The 13,879-nt window shown below is 74.8% G+C and carries 13 protein-coding genes and 2 pseudogenes; 6 read left to right on the forward strand and 9 right to left on the reverse strand.

Features of this window, described 5'->3' with window-relative positions; all coding sequences use genetic code 11:
- The first annotated feature begins 6 nt into the window (after positions 1 to 6).
- The 4 genes from JUB12_RS17175 (at position 7) to JUB12_RS17190 (ending at position 4,729) form a co-directional block, all read left to right on the forward strand.
- Positions 7 to 1,119, forward strand: coding sequence for a glycosyltransferase (locus JUB12_RS17175; protein ID WP_205696665.1), 1,113 nt, complete (start codon positions 7 to 9; stop codon positions 1,117 to 1,119).
- A 39-nt stretch (positions 1,120 to 1,158) separates the two neighbouring features.
- Entirely contained in the window at positions 1,159 to 2,109 is a 951-nt protein-coding gene (locus JUB12_RS17180) for an NAD-dependent epimerase/dehydratase family protein (protein WP_205696666.1), read from the forward strand.
- 127 nt (positions 2,110 to 2,236) lie between these two features.
- Positions 2,237 to 3,922, forward strand: coding sequence for a hypothetical protein (locus tag JUB12_RS22290; RefSeq protein ID WP_205696667.1), 1,686 nt, complete (start codon positions 2,237 to 2,239; stop codon positions 3,920 to 3,922).
- A gap of 285 nt (positions 3,923 to 4,207) precedes the next feature.
- The gene (locus JUB12_RS17190) at positions 4,208 to 4,729 is read left to right on the forward strand and encodes a hypothetical protein (RefSeq protein ID WP_205696668.1); all 522 of its coding nucleotides are present in this window, start codon (positions 4,208 to 4,210) and stop codon (positions 4,727 to 4,729) included.
- A 14-nt stretch (positions 4,730 to 4,743) separates the two neighbouring features.
- Here JUB12_RS17190 and JUB12_RS17195 read toward each other — a convergent pair whose 3' ends face one another.
- Positions 4,744 to 5,715: an NAD(P)-dependent oxidoreductase gene (locus JUB12_RS17195; protein WP_205696669.1), complete on the reverse strand. Its 972-nt coding sequence runs from the start codon at positions 5,713 to 5,715 to the stop codon at positions 4,744 to 4,746.
- A 278-nt stretch (positions 5,716 to 5,993) separates the two neighbouring features.
- On the opposite strand from JUB12_RS17195, the gene JUB12_RS17200 reads away from it, so the two are divergent.
- Positions 5,994 to 6,869, forward strand: a complete 876-nt coding sequence (locus JUB12_RS17200) for an SDR family oxidoreductase (RefSeq protein WP_205696670.1) — start codon at positions 5,994 to 5,996, stop codon at positions 6,867 to 6,869.
- Here JUB12_RS17200 and JUB12_RS17205 read toward each other — a convergent pair.
- The 3 genes from JUB12_RS17205 to JUB12_RS17215 all read right to left on the reverse strand — a co-directional run bounded on the left by JUB12_RS17205 (position 6,866) and on the right by JUB12_RS17215 (position 9,479).
- Positions 6,866 to 8,134 (reverse strand): nucleotide sugar dehydrogenase, encoded by a 1,269-nt coding sequence (locus JUB12_RS17205; protein WP_205696671.1) that lies wholly within the window; start codon positions 8,132 to 8,134, stop codon positions 6,866 to 6,868. The genes JUB12_RS17200 and JUB12_RS17205 overlap by 4 nt on opposite strands.
- Positions 8,135 to 8,271: 137 nt before the next feature.
- Positions 8,272 to 8,496 (reverse strand): hypothetical protein, encoded by a 225-nt coding sequence (locus JUB12_RS17210; RefSeq protein ID WP_205696672.1) that lies wholly within the window; start codon positions 8,494 to 8,496, stop codon positions 8,272 to 8,274.
- 137 nt (positions 8,497 to 8,633) lie between these two features.
- Positions 8,634 to 9,479, reverse strand: coding sequence for a WecB/TagA/CpsF family glycosyltransferase (locus tag JUB12_RS17215; RefSeq protein WP_205696673.1), 846 nt, complete (start codon positions 9,477 to 9,479; stop codon positions 8,634 to 8,636).
- Between the two features lie 166 nt (positions 9,480 to 9,645).
- On the opposite strand from JUB12_RS17215, the gene JUB12_RS17220 reads away from it, so the two are divergent.
- The gene (locus JUB12_RS17220; RefSeq protein WP_205696674.1) at positions 9,646 to 10,626 is read left to right on the forward strand and encodes a GDP-mannose 4,6-dehydratase; all 981 of its coding nucleotides are present in this window, start codon (positions 9,646 to 9,648) and stop codon (positions 10,624 to 10,626) included.
- Here JUB12_RS17220 and JUB12_RS17225 read toward each other — a convergent pair.
- From JUB12_RS17225 to JUB12_RS22390, 5 genes and pseudogenes are all read right to left on the reverse strand, one after another.
- Positions 10,604 to 11,239: a hypothetical protein gene (locus tag JUB12_RS17225; RefSeq protein WP_205696675.1), complete on the reverse strand. Its 636-nt coding sequence runs from the start codon at positions 11,237 to 11,239 to the stop codon at positions 10,604 to 10,606. The two genes, JUB12_RS17220 and JUB12_RS17225, sit on opposite strands and share 23 nt — an antisense overlap.
- 12 nt (positions 11,240 to 11,251) lie before the next feature.
- Entirely contained in the window at positions 11,252 to 11,827 is a 576-nt protein-coding gene (locus JUB12_RS17230) for a hypothetical protein (protein WP_205696676.1), read from the reverse strand.
- Positions 11,828 to 11,903: 76 nt separating this feature from the next.
- Positions 11,904 to 12,197, reverse strand: coding sequence for a hypothetical protein (locus JUB12_RS17235; protein ID WP_205699845.1), 294 nt, complete (start codon positions 12,195 to 12,197; stop codon positions 11,904 to 11,906).
- Between the two features lie 90 nt (positions 12,198 to 12,287).
- Positions 12,288 to 12,752: pseudogene (locus tag JUB12_RS22385) on the reverse strand (glycosyltransferase family 2 protein); the annotation flags it as partial.
- Positions 12,677 to 13,138: pseudogene (locus JUB12_RS22390) on the reverse strand (GDP-mannose 4,6-dehydratase); the annotation flags it as partial. The pseudogenes JUB12_RS22390 and JUB12_RS22385, both read right to left, overlap by 76 nt.
- Positions 13,139 to 13,879 lie beyond the last annotated feature (741 nt).

Genomic DNA, 13,879 nt, shown 5'->3' on the forward strand with positions numbered 1-13,879 from the left:
CGTCACGTGATCCTCCTGCTCCACAACCGCTACCGCCACCTCGGCGGCGAGGAGCGGGCGGTGCGCGACACGCAGTGGCTCGTGCGCGAGCACCTCGGCGAGGACTGCGAGGTCCTCGAGCGCGACAGCGCCGCGCTGGGCAGGGCGCGAGCGGCGACCGCCCTGGTCCGCGGCGGCCTCGAGCCCGAGGACGTCGCCGCCGCCGTCAGGCATACCGGCGCCCGCGTCCTCCACGCCCACAACACGAACCCCGCGTTCGGCTGGCGCGCGCTCGCCGCCGCGCGCGAGGCGGGGGCGCGCGTCGTCCTGCACCTGCACAACTACCGGCTGGTCTGCGCGGTCGGGACGTGCGTGAACAGCCGCGGCCAGGACTGCACGCGCTGCCAGGGCCGCGACACGCTGCCCGGGATCGCGCTGCGCTGCCGCGGCGGCGCCGCCGAGGCCGTCGCGTACGGCGTCGCGCTCGCCGCCCACCAGCGCCGGCTCGTTGCCCAGGCCGATGCGCTGGTCGTCCCCTCCGACGCCGCCCGCCATCGCCTGCGCGCCCTGCGCGCGCCGCTGGGCGAGACGCCCGTCCACGTCGTCCCCCACGCCCTGCGCGCCTTCGCCGCGAAGAGCCGCGCGCACGAGGGCGAGCACGCGCTCATCGCCTCGCGCCTGGCGCCCGAGAAGGGGATCACCACGGCGGTGGCCGCCGCCCAGGCCGCCGGGCTGCCCGTCGTCGTGGCGGGCGCCGGCCCCCTGGAGGCGCAGCTGCGCGCCGCCGCCCCCGACGCGACCTTCACCGGCTGGGTCGACGAGCGGCGACTCGCCGAGCTGCGCGCCCGCGCCAGGGTCTCCGTGATCGCCTCCCAGGCTGCCGAGACCTTCGGCCTGGCCGCGCTCGAGGCGATGGCCGACGGCGTCCCCGTCGCCGCCACCGCCACCGGCGCGCTGCGCGAGCTCGCCCCCGCGGCGGCCCTCGCGCCGGTCGGCGACGCCGACGCGCTGGCCCGCGCCATCCGCGAGGTCGCCGGCGATCCCGGACGTGGTGCGGCGTCCATCGCCGCCGCCCGCGCGCGCTGCGCACCCGCGGTCGTCGCGCCGCGCCTCGCCGCGGTCTACGACGCTCTTGCGTGACGCGCGAACGACGCCCCAGCCCGTAGCCTGCCGCCGGCAATGCGTGCTCTGGTCACCGGCGGTGCCGGCTTCATCGGGTCCAACCTCGTCGACGCCCTCGTCGACCGCGGCGACGAGGTCGCCGTCCTCGACGACCTCTCCTCCGGCAAGGAGGCCAACATCGCCGGCGCCCTCGAGCGCGGCGCCGTCCTGCACCGCGCCGACATCCGCGACGCGGCCGGCGTCCAGTCGGTCATGGAGCAGGCACGTCCCGAGGTGGTCTTCCACCTGGCGGCGCAGATGGACGTCCGGCGCTCCATCGAGGACCCGGCCTTCGACGCGCTCACGAACGTCGTCGGAACGATCAACGTCCTCGAGGCCGCACGCAACGCCGGCGCCAGGCGGCTGGTCAACACGAGCACGGGCGGCGCGATCTACGGCGACGTCGACCAGATCCCGACGCCCGAGACGATCCCGCCGCAGCCCATGGCCCCGTACGGCCAGTCGAAGTTCTGCGCCGAGGAGTACCTGCGCTGGGCGCGCCGCCTGTACGGCTTCGAGACGGTGACCCTGCGCTACGGCAACGTCTTCGGCCCGCGCCAGGACCCGTCGGGCGACGCCGGCGTCATCGCGATCTTCACGGGCCGCGCGCTGCGCGGCGAGCGCCCGACGATCTTCGGCGACGGCCTGCAGACCCGCGACTACGTCTTCGTCGGCGACATCGTCCAGGCCAACCTCCTGGCCGCCGAGCACCCGGCCGCCGACGGCTCCTACAACGTCGGGACCGGCACCGAGGCGACGATCCTCGACCTCGTCGCCGCCCTCAAGGACGCCGCCGGCCTCGGTGACGAGTTCGAGCCGGAGTTCGCGCCCGCCCGCACGGGCGAGCTGCAGCGCTCGTGCCTCGACGTCGCGCGCGCGCAGCGCGAGCTGGGCTTCCGGGCGGCCGTCTCGCTGCAGGACGGCATCGCCCGGACGCTCGCCTGGGCGCGCGACCAGCAGGCCGCCTAGCCGTCCAGGCAGCCGACCCGACCGCTCATCGACGGAGCGCACGTCGGCAGCGCCCGGGAGCCGCCCGTACGCTGAGATGCATCCCCTCGGCGGTGCTGTGGGAGCGCCGCCACGGGGTCCTGGGCACATGAGCATGCGTGACTCGGGTGCGGCGCGGGGGCGTCGCGCGGCAGCACTCGCGCTCGCGGCGATCGCCGCGGGGGCCGTCGTCGACGGCGGTCGCCTGCCGGTCCTCGGCGACGCGTGGGCCTACCTGCTGCCCAGCACCACGTCGCTGGGATCGCCGACCAGCCGCGACGCGCTCGGCTGCGAGGCCGAGGCGGACGGCCGGCAGGTCGTCGCGTTCGACGGGGACCCGGCCCGGGTCTGCGTCGCCGCCGGGCACGGGTTCACCGCCGGGTTCGCCGGGGTCCCGGACGCCTTCCGGGCGCTCGCCGAGCGCCGCCGCAACGGCCTGGTCCTGGCGCTCCCGGACGTCCCCGCGCTCTTCAGCCCGTCCCCGGGCGGCGCTGCGCAGGCCTTCACGCCCGTCGCGACCGAGCGCACCGCCTCGGGCGTCACGGACGTCTTCCGCGCGGTCGCCGGCGGCGTTGCCCAGGCCGAGGTGCGCCAGGAGCTCGCCCTCGTCCCGGGAACGGCCGACGTCACCGTGCGCTACGTGGTGCGCAACCTCACCGCCCGGGCGCTGCGCGTGCAGGGCTGGCTCCAAGCCGTGGCGCATCCGGCGCCGGCCGCCAACGTCCCGGACGCCGGCCCGCGGACCTCGGGCACCGTGGGCGAGGCCGGCGCCGGCCGGCCGCGCACGCTCACCGTCCGCGACGACCTCGCCGGCTCGGCCGTGGCGTTCGTCGAGGGCACGCCCTGGGGGCGCTACGCCATCGGCAGCCCGGCCGCGGTGCTGCCCGACCACCACGACGACGCCGTCGTCACCGGCGTCGACCAGGCGCCCGTCGAGAAGGCGCTCGTCGTGCAGTGGGACGACCACGCGTCGCTCGGGACCGCCATCGCACCCGGGGCGGAGGTCGAGTGGACGGCGACCTTGCGCCTGCGGCGCCCGCGGCTGCTGGCGCTCGAGCAGGCGTCGGACCGCTTCCAGCTCGGCGACCGGCTCGCCGTCCGCGTCCGGGCGACCGACGACCGCGGCGCCGGCGGCCAGCTCGTGCGCTGGTCGGTGACCGGGGCCAACCCGGCGTCCGGGGCGCTCGAGCTCGACGCCGCCGGCCAGGGCACCCTCAGCTGGCAAGGCACGACGGTCGGCCGCGACGACCTCACGGCCTACGTCGACCGCGACCGCGACGGCGCCCGGGACGACGGCGAGCCGCTCGCCGGCGGCGCGGTCTCCTGGATGGGCGGCGTGCCCGACCCGCCCTGCGCGGACTGCACCCTCGGGGCGGGCGGCCAGGCGAGGCCCAAGCTCATCGTCATCCCCACCGACCGCACGCGGCCGCTCCTGCGCGTCGGGGCCCGCCGCATGTCGCTGCGCGGCGTGCTGGCCCAGGGGCTCGTCGTCTCGGCGACGACCACCGAGCCCGCGACGGTCCGCTGGCGCCTGCTGCTCGACCGCGCCGCCGCCGCGCGCCTGGGCCTGCGGCTGGCGCCGCGCCGCGTGCGGGGCCGCTCCGTGGTCGTCCTCGGTGCCACGCCCCGCGTGCTGGCGGGCGCCGACCAGCGGCTCACCGCGACGCTCCAGGTCAAGCCGTCGCTGCGGGCGGCGCTCCAGCGGGCGCGCGGCTTGCGCGCGGTGGTCGAGGTGACCGGCACCGAGCCGTCGGGCAACGCCGGCCGCGCCACCCGCACGATCCGCCTGCGCTGAGACCCCCGCTGACGGCAGAGCGCCGGGCCCGAAGGCCCGGCGCCCGCCTTCCGTCGCCCAGGGGGGCTGGGTCGACGCTTGGGAGGTGGTCGCTGCGGCCAGGGGAGCCGCAGCTGCATGCACGACCACCGCAAGGTCAGGGATTCCCACACGAACCCCGTCACCCCGGCAGCTTCCCAGCTCGCGGTCCTCCATGCGGCTCCAGCGCACCCCGGGGCTCGGCACCGGTAGCGTCTCCCCATCGTCCCGAGGTGTCGACGAAGGACCGAGGAGGAGCGTCCGTTGATGAGCCACCGACGCGCCCTCTGCGCCACCCTGCTGCTGGCCGGCGCCCTCGCCCCGTCCTGGGCCGCCGCACAGACGTCGCTGCCCGGGTGTCCGCCCGGCGCGGGCCTCGCGAGCGAGTGCGACCTGGGCCTCGCCGTTCCAGGCACCGCGCTCAACGTCCGCGAGCAGGCCTACAACGCGTTCGGTGGCACGTCGGGGGCGGTGACGGCGACCGACGTCCTGCGCAACGGCGTGACGTTCACGGTGCCGGCGCAGCCCGTGGTCGGGGAGCTGCGGTTCCGGATCCTGCGCACCGTCGAGGGCCGGCGCGTCACGGTCGCGACGTTCCTGGGTCAGCTGCGCCGCGACCAGCCGCTCGTCGTGGCGCCGAGGGTCACCGCTCGGGGGCGCAGCCTCCTGCGCCTCCTGCGCTCCCAGGACGTCGCGATCGCGAGGATGACCATCTCCGCCCGCTTCCGGGTGTACGGCGGGCCGGCGGCGGCGAGCGAACGCGCGTACCCCATGCCGGTGGCGGACTAGCACCGGGGGCGGGCTCAGGCGCTGGCGGCGGCGACGGACCGCAGCCACGCCACGGTCTCGTCGATCCCGTCCCGCAGCCCCACCTTCGCCCGCCAGTCGAGCAGCCGCTCAGCCTTGCTGACGTCCGGCCAGCGCCGCACGACGTCGACCTCGAAGGTCGGCAGGTGCTCGAGCGCGAAGGCGGCCGGGTCGTGGCCGCAGGCCTCCCAGATGATCCGGGCGATCTCGGCCACGGTGCGCTCATCGGAGGCGCTGACGTTGAAGTCCTCGTTGAGGCCGGCGGGCGAGGACATCGCGGTGACGATGCCGTCGGCGATGTCGGAGACGTGGGTGAGCGTGCGCGTCTGGGTGCCGTCACCGAAGATCGGCAGCGGCTGGCCGTCGGTCAGCGCCAGGCACTTCTTGATGACGTCGGGGACCATGTGCGCGATGCCCGGCTCGTCCTCGGGCATCTCGCCCGGGCCGTAGGCGTTGAAGGGCCGGCAGATCGTGTACGGCAGGTCGAACTCGTCGTGCGCGGCGCGGACCCAGACCTCGCCGGCGAGCTTCGAGAAGCCGTAGGCGCTCTTCGGGACCGGGCAGGTCCAGATGTGGTCCTCGGTGGTCGGGTACTCGGATGCGCGCTCGAACACCATGGAGCTCGAGACGTACGTGAAGCGCTCGACGGCGTGGTCGATGGCCGCGCGGACGATCGCGTTGTAGAGGGCGCTGTTCACCTCGGTGAGCGTGTACGGCAGCTTGTGGAAGTTGCCGATGCCGCCCACGATCGCGGCGAGGTGGATGACGTGGCTGCAGCCCTGCGTGGCGGCCTTGGCCTCGTCGAGCTCGCGCAGGTCGCCCTGGTGGACCTCGCAGGCCTCGCGGATCCAGTCGGGCGCCTCGCGCTGGTCGGACACCCGGATCTCGTAGTCGGGGTCCGCGATGAGCCGGCGCACGACGGCCTGGCCGATCGTGCCGGCGCCGCCGGTGACGAGAACGCGCTTCATCGCGGGCGGAGGCTACCCAGCGCCGTGCGCGGCGGCCCAGCGGGCGACGAAGCGCAGATCGCGTCAGCACTCGGCGTCCCCCGCGTAGTCCCAGACATGGCCGCACGCACCTCCCACCGGCCGCGCCGGACCGTGAGCCGCGCCACGCTCGTGCTGCTGTCGCCGCTGTTCCGCTACAGCCACACGCGGGACGCCTACGTCCTGCGCCTGATCGGCAACCAGCGGGGGCCGGTGCTGCGCAGCAGTGACCGACAGGTCGGCGAGTACCGTGGCCCGCGATGTCCCAGGGCCAGATCATCGCCGTCACCGGCGCGACCGGGGCCGTGGGCGGCCGGGTCGCCAAGCTCCTCGCCGACGCGCACGCGCCGCTGCGCATGGTCGTGCGCGACGCCTCGCGCGCGCCCGACCTGGCCAAGGCCGACGTCCGCGTGGCAGCCGGCTACCACGCGCACGACGAGCTGGTCGACGCGTTCGCCGGGGCGGGGACGGTCTTCCTCATCCCGGCCGCCGAGGCGCGCGACCGCGTCGAGCAGCACAAGACCGCGGTCGACGCGGCGGTCCAGGCGGGCGTCGAGCACCTGGTCTACCTCTCGTTCGTCGACGCGCGGCCCGACACGACGTTCACGCTCGGGCGCGACCACTGGGCCACCGAGGAGCACATCCGCCAGACCGGGGCGCCGCACACCTTCGTGCGGATGAACCTCTACATGGACTTCATCCCGTCGATGGCGGGCGAGGACGGCGTCATCCGTGGGCCGGCGGGGGACGGGAAGCTCGCGGCGGTCCTGCGCGACGACGTCGCGGCCGCCGCCGCGGCGGTGCTGACCTCGACCGGGCACGACGGCAAGGCCTACGACCTCACGGGACCGTCGGCGTTCTCGCTCGGCGAGGCGGCGGAGCTCATGACGGCGCTGACCGGCAAGGCGGTGCGCTTCCACGACGAGACCGACGAGGAGGCGTTCGCGTCGCGGGCGTCCTACGGCGCGCCGGACTGGGAGGTCGCGGGCTGGGTGTCGTCCTACCAGGCGATCCGCGACGGGTCGCTCGCGGCGGTCTCGCCGGACGTCGAGCAGCTCACCGGCCGGCCGCCGACGTCCCTGGCCGACTGGCTGGGCGCGCACCCCGAGGCGCTCGCCCACCTGCCCGGGGCCTAGGCGCCGGCGCCCGTCCCGACGAGCGCGAGCAGCTCGTCGGTGTGCGCGAAGACCTGCGCGGCGCCCCAGGCGTTCCACGGGTCGACCACCAGCGCGTCGCGCTTGGCGCCCTCGGCGATGAGCCGCAGGGTCGCGGGCGAGCAGAACTCCGGGTGGTTCGTGGCGACGACGATCGCGTCGGCGTCCAGGACGGCGTCCTGGAGGGACTGGGTCGGGGTGTCGACGAGCGGGTCGTGGACCGCGACGTCGGCGAGCTCGCGCTCGAGCAGGCGGATGAGCTTGTGGGCCAGCGAGTCGCGCTCGTCGTCGGTGCCGGCCTTGAACGCGAGGCCCAGGACCGCGACGCGCTTGTCGCGCAGCGAGCCGAGGCGGCGCTTGATGCCCTGGACGAGGAAGAGCGGGACGCCCTCGTTGACGCGCGAGACCGCCAGGAGCATCCCCGGGGCGTTCGAGCGCTCCTCGGAGAAGGCGAAGTCCTTGCGCAGGCAGGTGCCGGCGGTGAAGCCGGGGAGCGCGATGCCGCCACGGGGGTAGTCGCGGTTGATGAGGTCGATGACCTCGAAGACGTTCGCGTCGTACTGCTCGCAGTCCATCATCAGGAGGTTGGGCAGCGCGAAGTTGGCGTAGCGCAGGATGTTCGTCCAGATCTTCGCGAGCTCGGCCTGGACCGGCGTGGTCTGGACGATCGGGGCGCCGAGCTTGGCGAAGAGGTCCGCGGCGACCTCGCCTGAGCGCTCGCCGACGCCGCCGATGATGCACGGCAGCGACTTGGCCTCCTCGAAGAACCGGCCGGCCGCGATGCGCTCGGGGACGTGGGCCACGAAGACGTCCTCGCCGACGCGCAGGTCCAGGTGCTTCTCGAGGTAGCCGGCGACGAACTCGGTCGTCCCCGGGGCGATCGTGGAGCGCAGGTGGACGGCGTGGTCGGCCCGCAGGTGCGGCAGCAGGTCGTCGAGGACGCTGCGGATGTCGCTGAGGTCGATCTCGATGTGGCTGAAGGTCGGCGTCCCCAGCGTGATCACGACATGGTCGGCCTGCGCGGCGTCCGAGGCGCGCTCGCTGAGCTCGAAGCGCCCGGCGGCCTGCACGCGCTGGAGGACCTCGTCGGCCTCGGGCTCGCGGAACGGCATGCGACCGTCGCGGATCGCCCCGAGGCGGTCCTGCGCGTTGTCGATGCCGAGCACGCGCAGGCCCTGGTCGGCGAACGCGAGCGCGAGGGGGAGGCCGATGCGGCCCAGGCCGATGACAGCGACGTCGTAGCTCATCTGCTCTGCCTCAGGCTAACGAGCGCTGGAGCGAGCAGTTGCGCGCGCAAGGGCGCGGTCGGACATCCCTGACCGTCGAGGACGCAGCGCCCGGCCGTGGGGCCGGGCGCCGCGAGCGGCCTATCGGCCGAGGAGGACTACAGGCAGAGGTCCAGCGGCAGGCCGAGCACGACCGACCCGCGGGTGTCCAGGATCGGGCACTGGCCGCCCTGGAGGACCTTCGTGTTGAGCTTGATGAGCTGGTCCGCCGTCGCCTTGGCGGGCTTGGCCTTGCGGGTCTTCGCCTTCGCGTCGGCCGCAGCCGGCGTGGCGATGAGGGCGATCGCGGCGGAGGCCGCCAGCGCCTTGCGCATCTTCGACATCTCGTTCCCCCTGGGTCTGGTCGATCAGCGCATCGACAGCGTGTCGATGGGCCGCGCGATCCTATGCACCGAACGGCGGTGCGCCAGGGGCGGGGACGGCGAACGGCGGTTGTGCGACGGCGAGCGGCAGCTCGCCGCTAGTGCGCGACGGGGCCGTGGCGCAGGTGGCCCGCGTACTGCTTGGCGAACCCCGCGACGAAGCGCGGGTTGTTGATCGCGTAGCGCTTCCAGAGCCGGCGCGGCTCGTGCGCGAGGCGGTAGGCCCACTCGAGGCCGGAGTGCTGGACCCAGAGCGGCGCCTGGGGGACCAGGCCGGCGTGGAAGTCGAACGCCGCGCCCACGCCGACCAGCACCGGCGCGTCGAGGCGGTCACGCATCCGCGCCATCCACTTCTCCTGCTTGGGCACGCCGATGCCCACCCAGACGACGTCCGCGCCGGAGCGGTTGATCTCCTCGGCGATGGCGTCCTCCTCCTCGGCGTCGAGCTCGCGGAAGGGCGGCGAGTAGCCGCCGACGATCTTGAGGCCGGGGAAGCGCTTGCGCAGGTTGAGCGCCAGCTGGACGAGCGCGCCCTGGTTGCGCCCGCCGTAGAGGAACATCCGGGTGCCGGTCTGGGCGCTGCGCTCGCAGTAGCGCGCCATGAGCTCGGGGCCGTAGACGCGGTCCTCGAGGTGCTCGCCCATGGCGTTGAGCGCCCAGCGCAGCGGCTGGCCGTCCGGGACGGTGAGCGAGCTCTTCAGGACGGCCTCGCGCAGCTCGGGGTCGTCCTGGCAGGCGACGACGGTGTGGGTCGCCGCGACGCAGATGTAGCCCTTGTCCTCGCGGGCGACGGCCTGGTCCATCCAGTCCATCGTCTCGTCGTAGTCCGTCAGCGCGAGCGGGACGCCCAGGAGGTCGGTGGTCGGCGGGGTGCTGTCGACCACCGCCAGATCACGGAAGCCGGACGGCGTCTCGTCGATCGGTGCGGGGATGGGGGCTGCCATGCGGGCGGGTGTCACCTCTCGGTCCTCCCTGGGGGCTAGGAGGGGGGTACGCCACCAAGAACGCTCGGGAGGGCCGAAGGTTCCGGTTTCCTGCGGGCCTTTCGTCGAGTTCCCAGGTTCCCGGCGACGACAAACCCTCGCGCAACCTCGCATAACCTGGTGCAACATGGCTCGCAGGGCCCTCATCACCGGCGTCTCGGGCCAGGACGGGACGTACCTCGCGGAGCTCCTCGTGGGCGAGGGCTACGCGGTCTTCGGGCTCGTGCGCGACCCCTCGGCCGGCCGTCCGTCGTGGGTGCCCGAGGAGGTCGAGCTCGTGGCCGGCGACCTCGCGGACCATGCGTCGCTGGCCGCCGCCGTCGCGTCCGTGGCGCCCGACGAGCTCTACCACCTGGCCGCACCGACCTTCGTGCCCGCGTCGTGGGAGGACCCGTCGGGGGTGCTCGACGCGGTCGCCGGCGCGACCGGCGCGCTGCTCGCCGCGGCGCGCCGGGTCGGGCCGTCGACGCGAGTCTTCGTCGCCTCGAGCGCCGAGGTGTTCGGCGACGCCGGCGAGTCCCCGCAGCACGAGCGCTCGCCCATGCGCCCGCGCTCGCCCTATGGCGTGGCCAAGCTCGCCGCCCACGGGCTGTGCGGAGCGATGCGCGAGCACCACGGGCAGTTCGTCGTCTCGGGCATCGCCTACAACCACGAGTCGCCGCGCCGGCCCGAGCGGTTCGTCACGCGCAAGATCACGCGCGGCGCGGCGGCCCTGGCGCTGGGGCTGGAGGACGAGCTGCGCCTGGGCGACCTGGCGGCGGTCCGCGACTGGTCGCACGCCCGGGACGTCGTCCGCGCCGCGTGGCTGGCCCTGCAGGCACCCGAGCCGCGCGACTACGTCGTGGCCTCCGGAGTCGGGCGGACGGTGGGCGACTTCGTGGCGGCGGCGTTCGGCGCGGCCGGCGTGGCGGAGGCGGTCGGCGACGGGCGCGTCGTGGTCGACCCGGCGTTCGTGCGCGCGCCCGAGCCGACGGTCCTGGTGGGCGATCCGTCGCGGGCGCGGCGCGAGCTGGGCTGGGAGCCGTCGTGCTCGTTCGAGGAGCTCGTCGGCGAGATGGTCGCCGCGGACCTCGCGGCGCTGCGGGTCAGCGCAGGCGCAGGCGGGTGATGCGGCGGGTCCCGGGCGGCTCGCCCGGGGCCGTCAGCTCGACGCGGGCGCGGCCGCCGTCGGTCAGCGCGCGGGAGGTGGCCCCGGAGAGCTCGAAGCGCAGCTCGCCCTCCCGCATGCCGGCCGGCGACAGCGGACTGCGCAGGCTGACGACGCCGGCCTGACCCTGCGCGCCGGGGTCGGGGCGCAGCTGACGGCCCGAGAAGGCGAGGCGGAAGGTGTCGGCGACCTCGACCGGGGCGGTCCCGGCGTTGCGCAGGCGGACACGGACGACGACCCGCAGCCGGTCGCGGGCGCGGCCGGAGGCCGAGGTGGCGGGGATGAGCGCGGCGCCGCGCAGGGAGGCGACCAGGGGGCCGGAGCGCAGCGTGCCGGTGGCGAGGGGCTGGGGCGGCGCGGGCGGCGGGGTGCGCGCGGTGCTCGGCGGGCCGGTCGCTGGGCGGGCGGGCGCGGTCTGGTCGACCGGCGTGCGCGGTGCGGCGGACGCGCCGGCGTCCGGGAGGTCCGGTCCGCCGGTCAGCGCCGCCACGGCGACGCCGCCGCCGATCCCGACCACGACGCCGAGCGCGATCTGGCCCAGGGTCTCCCGTCGGTGTGGCGCGAGACCCTGCATGCCCTCGGCGGCCTACCGCGGGAAGGCGACGGTCACGCGCGCGGCGGCGCTCCGGCCACGCGGCGCCGTGAACTCGATGCGGGCCCGGCCGCTGCGGCGCAGGGCCGCCGTGTCCTCGCCGGCCAGCTCGAAGCGCAGCTCGCCCTCGCGCTCCTCGCGCTCCTCCAGCGCCCGGTTGAGGTCCAGCGCCCGGATCTCGCCCGAGGCGCCGCGGTCCGGCGCGACGCTGCGGCCGCTGTAGGCCAGGCGGAAGACGTCGCGGATGGCGACCGAGCTCTCGGCGCTGTTGGTGACGCGCACGCCGACGACGACGCGCACGCGCTGGCGCTGGCGACCCGACGCCGACGTCGCGGGCACGACCTGGATGCCGCCCAGTGTCGCGGTCAGCGTCCCGCTGCGCAGCGGCGTCGCGGGGGCCTGGGTGGTCTGGGGGGTCGCCGTCGTGGTCGTGGCGGTCGTGCTCGACGCCACGGTCGACGCGGGCACGTCGCTGCCCTCGGGATCGCTCGCCGCGGCGACCACGAGGAAGACGGCCACGCCCGCGAGGAGGGCCAGGAAGAGGAGTTGCTCGAGCCGGGTTCGTCGCATGGAGGGCAGGCGGGGCACCCTAACGGGACCGGTCGGTCACACGCGGCAGGCGGTGTGAACGGGTCGTGGCCGCTGGTCAGGCGCGGGGGCCCGGGCGGTAGCGGCCCGGGAGGTCGGGCGTGAACGCCCGGCCGAAGGGCGTGAGGAGGTTGAAGCGCACGAGCCACCAGAGCGCCGCGGCACCGTCGCGCCAGGAGATCTTCTTGCCGGCCAGGCGCGAGCGCGGGACGTAGGAGATCGGCAGCTCCTGGATGCGCGCGGCGGTCTTGCCGAGGTAGGCGGTGACCTCGACCTCGAAGCCGAAGCGCTCGCTGCGCAGGCGCATCGGCTGGACGAGGTCGGCGCGCAGGACCTTGTAGCCCGTCTCCATGTCGCTGAGGTAGATGCCGCTGAGGACGTTGCTCAGCGCCGTCAGGACGCGGTTGACGTAGACGTGGGCGGTGCGGTGGACCTGCGGGCGGTCGCGGCGGAAGCGCGAGCCGAAGACCGCGTCAGCCTCGTCGTCGAGCAGCGGCTGCAGGAGGCGAGGGACGTCGTGGGGGTCGTACTCGAGGTCGGCGTCCTGGACGACGACGAGGTCGCCCGTGGCGGCGGCGAGGCCCTCGCGGACCGCGGCGCCCTTGCCGCCGTTGACGTCGCGGCGGATGACCTTGACCCGCGGGTCCCGGGCGGCGAGCTCCTGCAGGACGCGCAGGGAGCCGTCGGTCGAGGCGTCGTCGACGACGACGAACTCACGCTCGACCGGACAGGGCGCCTCGAGCAGCCGGGCGAAGACGGCGGCGAGGTCGCGCTCCTCGTTGAAGACCGGGACGATGACGCTCAGGCGCGGCCCGGTCGCCGCCGCGCCGGTCAGGGCTTCAGCAGCCCGAGGTCCGCCCGCGTCATGAGGCGGATGAGCTCCTCGAAGGACGTCTCGGGCTTCCAGCCCAGGACCTTCTCGGCCTTCGCGTAGGAGCCGATGAGCTGGTCGACCTCCGCGGGGCGCAGCAGCGACTCGTCGAGCTCCACGTACGGCTGCCAGTCGCCCAGGCCGGCCTCGTCGAAGGCGATCTCCACGCACTCGCGGACGGTGTGCGTCTCGCCCGTGGCGATCACGAAGTCCTCGGGCGTGTCCTGCTGGAGCATGAGCCACATGGCCTCGACGTAGTCCTTCGCATAGCCCCAGTCGCGCTCGGCGTCGAGGTTGCCGAGCCGCAGCTTGGCGAGCTGCCCGTGCTTGATCGCCGCCGCGTGCCAGGTGATCTTGCGGGTGACGAACTCGAGCCCGCGGCGGGGGGAGTTGTGGACGACCAGGCGCCCGACGCCGGCGCAGAAGACGCCCGACTCCGTCTCGAGGTCGAACACGAAGTCGTCACCGTCGGTCGGCACGATCGGGGTCGTCCGTCGCACCTCCGCCGGGTCACGACGCAGGTGCTGGCCCTTGGCGCCCACCGGCGTGGCCGTCGCCACGTTCATCCGGTAGTAGACCCGGTCACCGCGCGGCTCGGTGTAGACCGAGACCTGGCGGCTCTGGAGGCCGTAGAGCCACACGAGTCCCTGCGCGAGCACCGGCGAGTTGGTCGTGATGCTGTCGCCCTTGCCCTGCTTGAGGCCGTCCCCGGCGTAGAAGCCCGCCAGGAAGGCGCCGTGGACCTCGGGGCTGGCGTTGAGCACCATCGGCGGGACCTGCTTGTGGCGCGTGCGGGTGTAGAGCTGCTCGCGCAGCCAGACGCCGGCCCCGGGCGCGCCGTTGAGGTTCAGCGCCTGCACCTCACGGCTCGGGTCGAAGCCCGACACACCGGTCCACTGCGTGGACGTCCCGAGGAAGCAGCGCGACCAGAGCTGACCGACGCGAGCCCGCAGGACGCTGTCGTTGTTGGTGAAGCGGACCTTGCGGCCGTCGTCGGAGACGTAGCCGTCCGCGGCCAGCAGGCCGAGCAGCTCGCCCATCTCCGGGGTGGCGGCCGTCCACTCCAGCGACGTCGGGAAGTGCTCGTGGACGGCCATCCGGTCGCCCACCTCGACGTCACGAGCGAGGACCTGCTCGTAGTCGTCGTCGAGCAGGTGGTGGTG

Source organism: Conexibacter sp. SYSU D00693 (assembly GCF_017084525.1).
Taxonomy (GTDB): domain Bacteria; phylum Actinomycetota; class Thermoleophilia; order Solirubrobacterales; family Solirubrobacteraceae; genus Baekduia.

Coding starts and splice junctions, on each gene's coding strand:
- JUB12_RS17180 (WP_205696666.1), top strand. CDS start 1,159: ATGCGTGCTCTGGTCACCGGCGGTGCCGGCTTCATCGGGTCCAACCTC.
- JUB12_RS22290 (WP_205696667.1), top strand. CDS start 2,237: ATGAGCATGCGTGACTCGGGTGCGGCGCGGGGGCGTCGCGCGGCAGCA.
- JUB12_RS17190 (WP_205696668.1), top strand. CDS start 4,208: ATGAGCCACCGACGCGCCCTCTGCGCCACCCTGCTGCTGGCCGGCGCC.
- JUB12_RS17195 (WP_205696669.1), bottom strand. CDS start 5,715: ATGAAGCGCGTTCTCGTCACCGGCGGCGCCGGCACGATCGGCCAGGCC.
- JUB12_RS17200 (WP_205696670.1), top strand. CDS start 5,994: ATGTCCCAGGGCCAGATCATCGCCGTCACCGGCGCGACCGGGGCCGTG.
- JUB12_RS17205 (WP_205696671.1), bottom strand. CDS start 8,134: ATGAGCTACGACGTCGCTGTCATCGGCCTGGGCCGCATCGGCCTCCCC.
- JUB12_RS17210 (WP_205696672.1), bottom strand. CDS start 8,496: ATGTCGAAGATGCGCAAGGCGCTGGCGGCCTCCGCCGCGATCGCCCTC.
- JUB12_RS17215 (WP_205696673.1), bottom strand. CDS start 9,479: ATGGCAGCCCCCATCCCCGCACCGATCGACGAGACGCCGTCCGGCTTC.
- JUB12_RS17220 (WP_205696674.1), top strand. CDS start 9,646: ATGGCTCGCAGGGCCCTCATCACCGGCGTCTCGGGCCAGGACGGGACG.
- JUB12_RS17225 (WP_205696675.1), bottom strand. CDS start 11,239: ATGCAGGGTCTCGCGCCACACCGACGGGAGACCCTGGGCCAGATCGCG.
- JUB12_RS17230 (WP_205696676.1), bottom strand. CDS start 11,827: ATGCGACGAACCCGGCTCGAGCAACTCCTCTTCCTGGCCCTCCTCGCG.
- JUB12_RS17235 (WP_205699845.1), bottom strand. CDS start 12,197: ATGGAGACGGGCTACAAGGTCCTGCGCGCCGACCTCGTCCAGCCGATG.